The following is a 12,549-nucleotide window of genomic DNA, read 5'->3' on the forward strand; positions in this document are numbered from 1 at the left end:
TCGTCAGATCGGGTCAGGTCGATATCGTGGCGCCAGGTGTCCGAACGGGGGAGGGACCATGCGTCATCGTGTCGGCACGAGCGTGCCCAGATTCTTCGCCGTCCTGGTGGCCGGGGCGATGGCGGCGGGAGGTGCGCTGGTCGGCACCGGACCGGCCGCCGCCGCCCCGCCCGGCCTGGTGATCGAGGACGGTGCCACCCAGCCCGTCTTCGCCCGGGACGCGGCGATCCAGGAGACCGTCTACGTCAGCTCCGGAATGGACAGTGACGGGGACGGGGCGACCGACCGGATCGCCGCGCAGGTGATCCGGCCCGAGGAGACCGGGGCCGGGCTCCAGGTGGCGACGGTGATGCACGCCAGCCCGTACTTCGGGGACAGCACGGCCAGGGCCCGCGGCGACCTGATCATCCCGGCACACTTCACCGCCTGGTACGACAACTACTTCGTGCCGCGCGGCTACGCCGTCGTCGAGGTCGACATGCAGGGCACCGCCGGATCGGACGGCTGTGCCACCATCGGCGGCCCGGAGGACGTCCGCAGCGCCAGCGCCGTGATCGACTGGCTGAACGGCCGCACCACGGCCAGCTACGCCGACGGTACGCCGGCAGTCGCCGACTGGAGCACCGGCGCGGTCGGCATGATCGGTGTCTCGTACGCCGGCACCCTGCCGATCGGCGTCGCCGAGACCGGCATCGACGGGCTGGAGACGATCGTCCCGATCGCCGCCATCTCCGCCTGGTACGACTACGCCCGCGCCCAGGGCATCGCCTACGGCGGCTTCGGCAGCCGGTACCCCGAGTCCCTGGCCCGGTACGTCTCCTCGCCCGCGCACGACGCCGAGTGCGACGCCCGCTACACCGCGCTCGGCGACGCGGCCGACGACGCCACCGCCGACATGAACGCCTTCTGGCAGCAGCGCGACTACCGGGACGGGGCGGCCTCGGTGGACGCCTCGGTCTTCCTGGTGCACGGCCAGCAGGACAACAACACCAAGACCACCCACTTCGGCCGGTACTGGGACGCCATCGCCGCGCAGGGGGTGCCGCGCAAGCTGTGGCTGCACGACGGCGGGCACACCGACCCGTTCGGCAGTGACCTGGTGGGGCGGGACACCGTCGGCCGCTGGATGGACCACTGGCTCTACGACATCGACAACGGGATCATGAGCGAGCCGCAGGCCACCGTGAAGCGGCCGGGCGGCACCACGAGCACCTATCCGAGCTGGCCCGGGACGGTCACCTCGACCGACTACTACCTGGGCGGACCGGGCAGCGGCGCCGCCGGCACCCTGCTGACCGCGCCCGGCCCGACGGCCAGCCAGTCGTTCACCGACAGCCGGGGCCAGCTCGAGTACGCGATGACCAGCCAGCCGGAGACCGCCAAGCCGAACCGGCTGGTCTACCTCGTCCCGGCACTGGGCACCGCCCGTCGGCTGGCCGGGGCCGGCACGGCCGAGGTCAGGTTCACCGCCACCTCGACGAGTACGCCGCTGACCGCGCTGCTGGTGCACTACACGGACGGGGTGCCGACCCGGGTGGTGAGCCGGGGCGCGATCGACGCCAAGAACCGCGACTCGCTGACGGCCGGTACGCCGCTGACCCCGGGCACCGCGTACCCGGTGACGATCCGGCTGGAGCCGAAGGACTACCTCTTCCCGGCCGGCAGCCGGATCGGCCTGGTGCTGGTTGCCAACCACGGCGAGTACCTGACCACCGACCCGGCCGCGGCCGGCGTCACAGTCCAGCTCTCGCCGAGCCGACTCGTCCTGCCGCTGACGAGCTGACCGGCCGCGGGCCAGGGGGGTCCGGCAGGTCGGCCGGATTCCCGGCGGCAGGTGCCACGGCATCGGGCCGGTAACCGAGGCGACCACGCGTCACGACGAGCAGCAGCACCGCCCCGCCGCCCGCGCCGATCGCGAGGGCGTGCAGCGAGTCGCCGAACGCGTCCAGCGACGGGAACATCGCCGGCCAGAGCAGCGAGGAGACGGCGTTGATGTGCGCGTGGAAGAGCATCACCAGCGGCAGGCTCTCGCCGGTGCGGTTGAACAGCCACGTCATCACGATGCTCAGCAGTACGGCGGAACCGACGAACTCGGCCGCCATCAGCCAGTCCACGTTCGGCCAACCGGCCCATTCGCTGAAGAACAGCGGCAGGTGCCAGGCGCCCCAGAGCGGCCCGAGGACGAGCGAACCGCCGAGCGGGCCGTACCGGGCCTGGAGGCGGGGCTGCGCGAAGTCCCGCCAGCCGGGTTCCTCGGCGACGCCGGTCGTGAGGAACTGGAGGACCAGCATCGGCAGATAGCCGACGAGGACGGTGCCGGCGGGTAGCCGCAGGTCGGCCCAGGCGCCGGCCAGCGGCAGGGTGGCGACGACGGCGACGACGGGCACCACGGACAGCACCCACAGGTACCAGCCGACGCCGACCCGCCACCTGACCAGGCGGCCCGCCCAGCGGCGCAGTGCCGGCCGCCCGCCGGCCACGGCGGTCACCACGAACGCCGACGTGACCGGGCCCAGGTAGGCGCCGGGCAGCAGGCCAAGCGTCTGGGAGCTGCCGAGCACCTCGGGGAAGCGCAGCGGCAGGACCCCGAGCCCGGTCTCGGAGAGGATGTAGGGGGTCCACGCCAGCCAGGTCAGCGCGTACGACATCGTGAAGTACGCGGCCAGTGGACGCCGGGCCACCAGGTCCGCCAGCCGGCGGCGTCGGGTTAGCTGCGGGTTGGTCCGTGGCGCTGTGCTCACGGGCGCTCCAATCGGGGTCGGCCGCCCGGCTGGACCGACCCGCCGGGCTGCTCGGACGAATGGTGCGAGCACATCACCGGACCCCGGATCCGGTCACTACGGGTAGCCGGCGGATCCCCGGTGGAGCCAGGCATACCGCAACCTCGCGCCTGCCGGCCCGAGCCGGGCGGGCGGCGGACCCGAACGGCGCGTACGGGATGCACGGCGGCGGCACCCGTCCTACGGTGGGGTGATCGCCTACGGAGGGTGCGGTGTGCCTGTTCAGGACTGGTTTCTCAGTGGGGCGGAGCGGGACAATCCCGACTCCGACCTGCCCGTCTGGACCGACGGCAACCTGGCCGAGCCGCTGGTACACGGCGCCGCCTACTTCGACCGGCTCGCCACCGAGGTCGAGGCCCTCGAGGAGGGCGACCACGTCTTCTTCACCGACTGGCGGGGCGACCCGGACGAGCGGCTCCGCGACGGCGGCCCGACCATCGCCGGACTGCTGGCCGCCGCCGCCCGGCGGGGCGTGATCGTGAAGGGCCTGATCTGGCGCTCCCACCTCGACCGGTTCACCTACAGCGAGGAGGAGAACCGGCACCTCGGCGAGGAGGTCAGCGAGGCCGGTGGCGAGGTACTCCTCGACCACCGGGTCCGGCGCGGCGGCTCGCACCACCAGAAGATCGTCGTACTCCGGCACCCGGGCCGGCCGGAGCGGGACATCGCGTTCGCCGGCGGGATCGACCTGTGTCACAGCCGGCGCGACGATTCCGACCACCGGGGCGACCCGCAGGCACTCCGGATGGCGAAGGCGTACGGCGAGCATCCGCCCTGGCACGACGTGCAGCTCGCGTTGCGTGGCCCGGTGGTCGGCGCGCTCGACCTCAGCTTCCGGGAACGCTGGACCGACCCGGCGCCGCTGGACCAGCACGGCCCGATCAGCACGTTGCGCGACAAGCTGCGCGGCGCCGACCTGCACGCCGACCGGCTGCCGCCGCAACCGCCCGACCCGCCGCCCTGCGGACCGCACCGGATCCAGGTACTGCGCACCTATCCGGCGATGCGCCCGGCCTACCAGTTCGCCAGGCTCGGCGAGCAGACGGTCGCCCGGGGCTACACGAAGGCGATCAAGCGGGCCCGCCGGCTGGTCTACCTGGAGGACCAGTACCTCTGGTCCCGGGAGGTGGCGAAGCTCTTCGCCGACGCGCTGCGTGACAACCCCGACCTGCACCTGATCGCCGTGGTGCCCCGGCATCCGGACGTGGACGGCCGGCTCGCGCTGCCACCCAACCAGGTCGGCCGGGAGCAGGCCATCGCGCTCTGCCGGGCGGCCGCCGCCGACCGGGTGCACGTGTACGACGTGGAGAACCACGCCGGCACCCCCGTCTACGTGCACGCCAAGGTCTGTGTGGTGGACGACGTCTGGTGCAGCGTCGGCAGCGACAACTTCAACCGGCGTTCCTGGACCCACGACAGCGAACTCTCCTGCGCCGTCCTCGACGACACCCCCGACGAGCGGGAGCCGCGCGACCCGGCCGGTCTCGGGGACGGCGCCCGCCGCTTCCCCCGGGACCTGCGGCTGGCCCTGCTCCGCGAGCACCTGGACCGGGCGCCCGGCGACGACGGAGACCTGCTCGACCCGGAGTCGGCCGTCGACGCGGTCGAGGCCGCCGCCAACGCCCTGCGGAACTGGCACGCGGGCGGCCGGCAGGGGCCCCGGCCACCGGGCCGGCTCGTCCCGCACGAGACGAGCCGGCTGCCGTGGTACCAGCGGCTCTGGGCGGTACCGGCGTACCGGCTGGTCTACGACCCGGACGGGCGTGCCTGGCGGGACCGCCGCGCCGGCAACTGGTAGACCTGACCTTTCGAACCGCAGGGTGGAGGTCCGAACCGGTGGAACACGACGACGGGCTGGTGGCCGCGGCGCGGGGTGGCGACGAGTCGGCGTTCGGCGCACTTGTCGAGCGGCACCGGAGCGAGCTGCGGGTGCACTGCTACCGGATGCTCGGCTCCTACCACGACGCGGAGGACCTGGTCCAGGAGACGTTCCTGCGGGCCTGGAAGAACATCGGCGGCTTCCAGGGCCGTTCCACGGTCCGGGTCTGGCTCTACCGGATCGCCACCAACGCCTGCCTGGACGCCCTCGACAGCCGGTCCCGCCGGCTGCTGCCGCACCACCTGAGCGGGCCCTGGGACCCGTCCGGCGACCTGCCGCCGGGCACCGACAGCTGGCTCCAGCCGTTCCCGGACCGGTTGTGGGAGCCGGCCGCGCCGAGCGAGGGCGAGCCGGACGCGGTGGCGGTCAGCCGGGAGACGATCGAGCTGGCGTTCCTGGTCGCGATCCAGCACCTGCCGCCGCGCCAGCGGGCCGTGCTGATCCTGCGGGACGTGCTCGGTTGGCCGGCCAGCCAGGCCGCGTCGCTGCTCGACGGCAGCGTGGCGTCGGTGAACAGCGCCCTGCAACGCGCCCGCGCGACACTCCGGGAGCACCTGCCGGCCCGCCGCCTCGACTGGGCCGCCCCGGCCGAGCCGACCGAGCGGGAGCTGGCGGTGCTGCGCCGCTACGTCGACGCGCTGGAGCGGGCCGACCTGGCCACGATGGCCGAGCTGCTGGCCGAGGACGTCCGCACGACGATGCCGCCGTACCCGCTGTGGTTCCAGGGTCGGGAGTCGGTGCTCCGGGCGCTGGCGGGGAGCTGGGATCCGGCGCTGCCCGACTACGTCGGCCGGTTCCGGACGCTGCCGACCCGGGCGAACGGGCGGCCGGCGCTGGCCGGGTACGTCCGGCGGCCCGGCGACCTCCACTACCAGCCGGTCGCGATCTCGCTGCTCTGGTTCGGCGGCGGCCAGATCACCGAGATCGTCGCGTTCCACGACCCCGGGCTCTTCCCGGCGTTCGACCTGCCCCCCGCCCTGCCCGCTGCCTGAGCCTCCGGGGCCGGGCTGCCGCCTGCCCGACTCGTGTTCACCTGGACACCAGGTGCGTTACGCGAGCGCGGTGACGCACCTGGTGTCCAGGTCACCGGCCGACCGGGAACGGACCGATGCCACGGTTGCCACGCGCCGCGCCGCGCGACGTCCCCACCGTGGTCCGGCGGGGACGTCGCGCACGGGTGCGGTTCGGCTCAGCCGACCGGGTTGAGCAGTTCGGCCCGGCCCTCGAAGGCGTGGAGCAGCAGGTCGACCATCCGGAACGTCCGGTCGTCCGGGCCGAGCGTCGGCCGCCAGGTCGGGTCGCGCAGGATCGAGATCCGGCTGCCCTCGATCGCCCGGTGGAAGACCTCGGCGACGATCCGCGCGCCGACGCCGTCCAGCCGGCCGCCGTTGAACTCCGCCTCGCGCAGCACGTAGAACCACAGCGGCGTGTTGCCGGCCAACTCGGTCCGCTGCTCGTCGCTCAGCCCGTCCAGCACGGCACCGTCCAGCCCGCCCAGGATCTCGTCGGCCTTCAGCGGCACCAGGTCGAGGAGCTGGGCCATCTGCTGCCCGCTGGCCAGCCGCACCATCACCGCCCGGGTCAGGTTGCGGAAGGCCAGGTTCAGCTCGATCGCCGGTGGGGCGTCCTGGCCGCCGAACGCGCCGAGCGGCAGGTTGCGCAGCGGGTCCACCAGTCGGGTGTCGATCCGCTGGGTCAGGTTGAGCTGCCGCTGTCCCGGATCGGTCTCGTCCCGCCTGACGACGGCGACGAGGTCGTCCCGGCCGGCCTCGGTGAAGTCGTAGAGGCGGCGGAAGTCGGCGATCCAGTTGGTGGGCAGCCGCTCGAACGACCCCGACTCCGGGTCGGCGACGGTGCCGTCCGGGGAGAGGATGCCGCTGGTCCCGGAGAACTGGAACAGCAGTTCCAGGGTGCCGGGCGCCAGCACGTCGGGGTGGTCGGAGGTGTTGAAGACGCGGTTCCAGTCGTACACGGCGCGGATCATGCTGTGTCCGAGCCGGTAGGCCGCGACGGAGAACTCGATCGGCATCGTCGGCCGGTCGCCCGGCTGCACGGCCCGGTCCCGCCGCCGGAAGCCGTAGCCGGGGGAGACCTCGAAGAACCTCCGGCCCCGGCTGAACACGTCGTCGACCACGTCGGGCGAGACGATCCGGCGCAGGAAGTCGTGCACCAGCAGCCACTGGTAGTGCTTCACCACCACCGAGCGGGCGGCCCGGAACAGTGCCCGCCCGGCCAGCCCGCCCTCGGCCAACTGGTCGACCACCCGGTTGTGAAACCGGATGAACGCCAGGTGGGTCTGCGCGACCACCAGGTTCTCGTCGTTGCGGGCGTCCGGGATCAGCGCCGCCCGCCGCTCCCGCTTGGTCGAACCCAGCCCCGAGCGGGGCAGGTCGAAGCCGTCCCGGTCCTGGTTGACCACCGGGTCCGCACCGGCGACCGCCGCCGTGGTCCCGGTCTTCAGGTGTACGCCGTCGGCCGCGTAGAAGACCCGGTCGTGCCGGTCCTCAGGTCCCCGGCCGTAGAGCGAGTCCAGGTCCAGCGCCGGGGAGCGGCCCTGGAGCAGCTCGTCGACGGAGACGTCCTCGCCCAGCGCGGCGGCGGTGTTGTCCATGGTCAGGTCGTGGTCGACGAACTGACCGAGGTACGTGTAACCGGCGGGTACGGCCGGGTCGGCGGAGTCGGCATTCGCCCCGGCGACCATCGCCTCGGCGAGGGCCGTGCGGGTCTGCTCGGAGAGCGTCCGTCCCTCCGGCCCGAGCCGGGAGAACCGGAACTTGCGCAGCTCGGCGGTGGTGGACGGGCGGCGGGTGGTCGGTTCGTGGTTCTCGTCGAAGCTGAGCAGGCCCTCGCCCTCGACGAGGTAGTCCTCCCGCATGTGCCGTTTCATTCGTCGTTCCTCCCTCGTGGTGACCGGCACCCGGATTCCGGTTCGGCGCACGGGGGAGGGAGGTGCGCGACACGTACGTAGGCACGACGACGGAACGTGCATACGTCGAGTCTGGATCCCCCGTGGACGTCCGCGATCGGCGCGGACCAGCCGCCTCGGCTCCGGTGCACCATGCCGGTCTCGGTCGACTTAGGGCCAAGAGTCCGCAGCGCCGCCGGGACCGTCCACCTTCTGTCGAGCATGCGACCGAAGCCGCGCGGCGTCATCACGGTCGGACCTCGATCCGTTGCGCTGCGCAGTTTTCTCCGCGTCCACTGAATGTCTCCGTGCCCGCTGAAAGTCCCCTGTGGACTAGCCGTCCTGCTCCACGAGCGGGTACGGGATGAAGGTGCTGCGGTTCTCGTCCAGGTCGAGTTGCCGGCCGATCGGCTGGGCGGCCCGTTGCGGGCAGGTCATCCGCGCACAGGTCCTGCAACCCGGCCCGATCGGGGTGGCCGCCTCGGTGGCGTGCAGGTCCATCCCGGCGGAATAGACGAGCCGGCCGGCGTGCCGGGTCTCGCAGCCCAGCCCGATCGCGAAGGTCTTGCCGGGCTGCCCGTAGCCGCCGTGGTGCCGGGTGACCGTACGGGCGATCCAGAGGTAGCGCTGGCCGTCGGGCATCGACGCGACCTGGGTCATCACCCGGCCCGGTGCGCCGAACGCCTCGTAGACGTTCCAGAGTGGACAGGTGCCGCCGGAGCGGGAGAACGGGAAGCCGGTCGCCGACTGCCGCTTGGACATGTTGCCGGCCCGGTCCACCCGGACGAACGAGAACGGCACCCCGCGCGCCCTCGGCCGTTGCAGGGTGCTCAACCGGTGGCAGACGCTCTCCCAGCCCATCGCGAAGTGGTCGGTCAGCAACTCGATGTCGTAGCGCATCGTCTCGGCCGCGGTGAGGAATTCACGGTACGGCAGAATCAGTGCGGCGGCGAAATAGTTTGCCAGTCCGACCCGCATGAGAATTTGCGTCTGGAGGTCCGGGACGCTTTCTTCCTCGATGATTTCGTCGATGACGTCGGCGAATTCCAGAAGCGCGATCTGGGCGCCCATCCGGATCGCCCGCTGGCCCGAGCGCAGCGACGTCGACAGGTGCAGGGTGCGGGTCTGCGGCCGGTAGCGGTGCAGGTCCCCGGCGAGCGAGTCCGGTTCCTGCCGGACGATCCGCACGCCGTGCCGGCCGGCCAGCCGGTCGGTCAGCGCGGCCCGGGTCTCGCCCCGGCGGATCCCGATCTGCGCGGCCAGCGCCTCGGCCGCCTCGTCCAGCTCCGGGACGTAGTTCTGCCGCCGGTAGAAGAAGTCGCTGACCTGGTCGTGCGGGTTGCGCCCGGGCGCCAGGTCCCGGTCGCCGGCCACCTCGGCGAGCTGGTCGTCGACCTGCCGGTAACGCCGGTAGAGGTCGATCACCGCCTCGGCCACCTCGGGCAGCTTGCCGGCCAGCTCGGTGAGGTCGGGCAGGCTGGCCCGGGTCGGCAGCGCCTCGCGCAGCTCGGCGACCAGCCGGGGCGTGTCGTGCGGCGCGAAGTAGGCGGTGTCGACGCCGAAGACCTCGGTGATCCGGATCAGCACCGGGACGGTCAGCGGGCGGGAGTCGTGCTCGATCTGGTTGAGATAGCTGGGCGAGATGGCGAGCTGCCGGGCCAGCTCGATCTGGTTGATGCCGTGCTCCTCACGCAGCCGGCGCAGCCGGGCACCCGCGAACGTCTTGGTCACGACGCCTCCCTCCGCGGTGGGTCCCGTCACATTAACACATCTGTGAAGTAGTCAATTCGCAACTTCGCAGAATGGCGCCGCGACTTTTCAATAGTTGGCCGTTTCCGTATCTCGACCCGCCTGTGGCCACCGTGCCACAGTTTCGACATGTCCTGATGGACGGCATGTCCCGATGGACGACACGTCCCGATGTACGGCGAGTAGTCGACTTGTCGACCCGAACCCTCGGAGGAGAATTCCATGAGCACGCCGGCAGAGCGGTTGCGGACCGAATGGGCCACCGACCCCCGGTGGCGGGGCGTCGAGCGGACCTACGGCGCGGACGACGTCGTCCGGCTGCGCGGCGTCGTACAGGAGCAGCACACCCTCGCAGACCGGGGCGCCCGGCGGCTCTGGGACCTGCTGCACCGGGAGGACTTCGTCCCCGCGCTCGGCGCGCTCACCGGCAACCAGGCCGTGCAGATGGTCCGGGCCGGACTGAAGGCCATCTACCTCTCCGGCTGGCAGGTCGCCGCCGACGCCAACCTCGCCGGGCAGACCTACCCGGACCAGAGCCTCTACCCGGCCAACTCGGTGCCGGCGGTGGTGCGCCGGATCAACAACGCGCTGCTGCGCGCCGGCCAGATCGAGACCGCGGAGGGCCGCACCGGAGGCGACGACGGCGGCATCGACTGGCTCGCCCCGATCGTCGCCGACGCCGAGGCCGGCTTCGGCGGACCGTTGAACGCGTACGAGCTGATGACTGCGATGATCATCGCCGGGGCGGCCGGAGTGCACTGGGAGGACCAGCTCGCCTCGGAGAAGAAGTGCGGCCACCTCGGCGGCAAGGTACTGGTGCCGACCGGGCAGCACGTCCGGACCCTGAACGCCGCCCGGCTCGCCGCCGACGTGGCCGGAGTGCCGTCGGTGATCGTCGCGCGTACCGACGCGCAGGCGGCGACGCTGCTCACCACCGACGTCGACGAGCGGGACCAGCCGTTCGTCACCGGGGAGCGGACCGCCGAGGGCTTCTACCGGGTCCGCAACGGGCTGGACTCCTGCGTCGCCCGGGGACTCGCCTACGCCCCGCACGCCGACCTGCTCTGGATGGAGACCAGCACCCCGGACCTGGAGGTGGCCCGCCGGTTCGCCGAGGAGATCAAGGCGGTGTACCCGGACCAGCTGCTGGCGTACAACTGCTCGCCGTCGTTCAACTGGCGCAAGCACCTCGACGACGCCACCATCGCCAAGTTCCAGCGGGAACTCGGGCACATGGGCTACCGCTTCCAGTTCATCACGCTGGCCGGGTTCCACGCGCTCAACTACTCGATGTTCGACCTGTCCCGGGGCTACGCCACCGACGGGATGCCGGCGTACGTGTCGTTGCAGGAGCGCGAGTTCGCCGCCGAGGCGTACGGCTACACCGCCGTCAAGCACCAGCGGGAGGTCGGCACCGGCTACTTCGACCTGGTCAGCACGGTGCTGAACCCGGCCGGCGAGACCACCGCGCTGCGCGGTTCGACCGAGGAGGAGCAGTTCTGATGCGGATAGTCGTCACCGGGCCGCTCCGCGAGCGGTACGACGAGATCCTCAGCCCCAAGGCGCTGGACTTCCTGGTCGCGCTCGACAGCGAGTTCGCGGCCCGCCGGGTGGCCCTGCTGGACACCCGGCGGGCCCGCCGCGCCCGCTACGCCGACGGCCAGCTCCCCGGCTTCCTGCCGGAGACCGAGGCGATCCGGGCCGACCCGAGCTGGCGGGTGGCGCCACCGGCACCCGGCCTGCTCGACCGGCGGGTCGAGATCACCGGCCCGACCGACCGGAAGATGACGGTGAACGCGCTCAACTCCGGCGCCCGGGTCTGGCTGGCCGACTTCGAGGACGCCCTCGCACCGACCTGGGAGAACGTGATCGGCGGCCAGCTCAACCTGGTCGACGCGATCGACCGGCGGATCGACTTCACCGCCCCCGGCGGCAAGCGCTACGCCCTCGGCGACGACCTCGCCACCATCGTGGTCCGGCCGCGCGGCTGGCACCTGGTGGAGAAGCACGTCGTGGTGGACGGGCGGGCCATCTCGGCCACCCTCGTCGACTTCGGGCTCTATTTCCTGCACTGCGCGCAGCGGCAGCTCGACGCCGGCAGCGGCCCGTACTTCTACCTGCCGAAGCTGGAGAGCCACCGCGAGGCCCGGCTCTGGAACGACGTCTTCCGGTTCGCGCAGAACTGGCTCGGCATCCCGCAGGGCAGCATCCGGGCCACCGTGCTGATCGAGACCGTCACCGCCGCGTTCGAGATGGACGAGATCCTGTACGAGCTCCGCGAGCACTGCGCCGGGCTGAACGCCGGACGCTGGGACTACATCTTCAGCATCGTCAAGAACTTCGGCTGGCGGGACGACTTCGTACTGCCGGACCGGGGCGACGTGACGATGACGGTGCCGTTCATGCGGGCGTACACCGAACTGCTGGTCCGGACCTGCCACCGGCGCGGCGCGCACGCGATCGGCGGGATGGCGGCCTTCATCCCGAGCCGGGATCCGGAGGTCAACGCGGTCGCGCTCGGCAAGGTCCGGGCGGACAAGGAACGCGAGGCGGCCGACGGGTTCGACGGCTCCTGGGTGGCCCACCCCGGCCTGGTCCCGGTCTGCCGGGACGCCTTCGACGCCGTCCTCGGCGACCGGCCGCACCAGCTCGACCAACTCCGCCCCGAGGTGACGGTCGGCGCGGACGACCTGCTCTCGGTGGACCGCACCCCGGGCCGGGTCACCGCCGCCGGGCTGCGCGGCAACGTGGCGGTGGCGCTGCGCTACTTCGACGCCTGGCTCGGCGGCACCGGCGCGGCGGCCATCTTCGACCTGATGGAGGACGCGGCCACCGCCGAGATCGCCCGCTGCCAGCTGTGGCAGTGGCTGCACCACGCGACGCCGCTGGCCGAGGGCGGCCGGGTGACCGAGGAACTGGTCCGGTCGATCCTGGTCGAGGAGGTCGCGAAGCTGAACGCGGAGCGGCCGGTCGCGGACCGGGAACGGTCGAGCCGGGCGGCCGGGATCCTGGTGCGGACCGCGCTCGGCGAGGAGCTGCCGGCCTTCTTCACCACCGAGGCGTACGCCCGGCACCTGGTGACGACGCAGTCGCCGAAGGGCACCGCCCGGGCCGGGGCGGCGGTGCCGGGTTCCGCCCGGCTCGGTCTGGCGGCGCCGGCATAGCGGTCCGGTGACCCGCGGGACCGGACTCCGGGCCGGACGTGCCACCGTGGCGCGTCCGGCCCGGAGCCGTGC

The 12,549-nt window shown here is 72.3% G+C and carries 8 protein-coding genes; 5 read left to right on the forward strand and 3 right to left on the reverse strand.

What is annotated here, in order from left to right; translation table 11 throughout:
• Window positions 1–58: 58 nt before the first annotated feature.
• Window positions 59–1,783 (forward strand): CocE/NonD family hydrolase, encoded by a 1,725-nt coding sequence (locus O7626_RS09395; RefSeq protein ID WP_278060769.1) that lies wholly within the window; start codon window positions 59–61, stop codon window positions 1,781–1,783.
• Here O7626_RS09395 and O7626_RS09400 read toward each other — a convergent pair.
• Window positions 1,734–2,741: a CPBP family intramembrane glutamic endopeptidase gene (locus O7626_RS09400; protein ID WP_278060770.1), complete on the reverse strand. Its 1,008-nt coding sequence runs from the start codon at window positions 2,739–2,741 to the stop codon at window positions 1,734–1,736. The genes O7626_RS09395 and O7626_RS09400 overlap by 50 nt on opposite strands.
• A 253-nt stretch (window positions 2,742–2,994) precedes the next feature.
• Between O7626_RS09400 and O7626_RS09405 the strand changes: the two genes are divergently transcribed.
• Both O7626_RS09405 and O7626_RS09410 read left to right on the forward strand, forming a co-directional pair.
• A complete protein-coding gene (locus O7626_RS09405) occupies window positions 2,995–4,578 on the forward strand; it encodes a phospholipase D-like domain-containing protein (RefSeq protein WP_278060771.1) in 1,584 nt (527 codons plus the stop codon).
• 38 nt (window positions 4,579–4,616) lie between these two features.
• Window positions 4,617–5,651 carry a sigma-70 family RNA polymerase sigma factor gene (locus O7626_RS09410; RefSeq protein ID WP_278060772.1) on the forward strand — a complete coding sequence of 345 codons (1,035 nt, stop codon included), beginning with the start codon at window positions 4,617–4,619 and terminating at the stop codon, window positions 5,649–5,651.
• 197 nt (window positions 5,652–5,848) lie between these two features.
• On the opposite strand, the gene O7626_RS09415 is transcribed toward O7626_RS09410, so the two are convergent.
• Together O7626_RS09415 and O7626_RS09420 are read right to left on the reverse strand one after the other, a co-directional pair.
• Window positions 5,849–7,546: a heme peroxidase family protein gene (locus O7626_RS09415; RefSeq protein ID WP_278060773.1), complete on the reverse strand. Its 1,698-nt coding sequence runs from the start codon at window positions 7,544–7,546 to the stop codon at window positions 5,849–5,851.
• A 351-nt stretch (window positions 7,547–7,897) separates the two neighbouring features.
• On the reverse strand, window positions 7,898–9,295 hold the full coding sequence (locus O7626_RS09420) for a short-chain fatty acyl-CoA regulator family protein (protein WP_278060774.1): 1,398 nt from the start codon (window positions 9,293–9,295) through the stop codon (window positions 7,898–7,900).
• Window positions 9,296–9,535: 240 nt separating this feature from the next.
• Between O7626_RS09420 and aceA the strand changes: the two genes are divergently transcribed.
• Window positions 9,536–10,816, forward strand: coding sequence for an isocitrate lyase (gene aceA / locus O7626_RS09425; protein WP_278060775.1), 1,281 nt, complete (start codon window positions 9,536–9,538; stop codon window positions 10,814–10,816).
• Window positions 10,816–12,477, forward strand: a complete 1,662-nt coding sequence (aceB, locus tag O7626_RS09430) for a malate synthase A (RefSeq protein WP_278060776.1) — start codon at window positions 10,816–10,818, stop codon at window positions 12,475–12,477. The genes aceA and aceB overlap by 1 nt, the downstream gene beginning before the upstream one ends.
• Window positions 12,478–12,549: the final 72 nt, after the last annotated feature.

Origin of the sequence: Micromonospora sp. WMMD1102 (assembly GCF_029626265.1) — a bacterium.
In the GTDB taxonomy this organism is placed as follows: domain Bacteria; phylum Actinomycetota; class Actinomycetes; order Mycobacteriales; family Micromonosporaceae; genus Plantactinospora.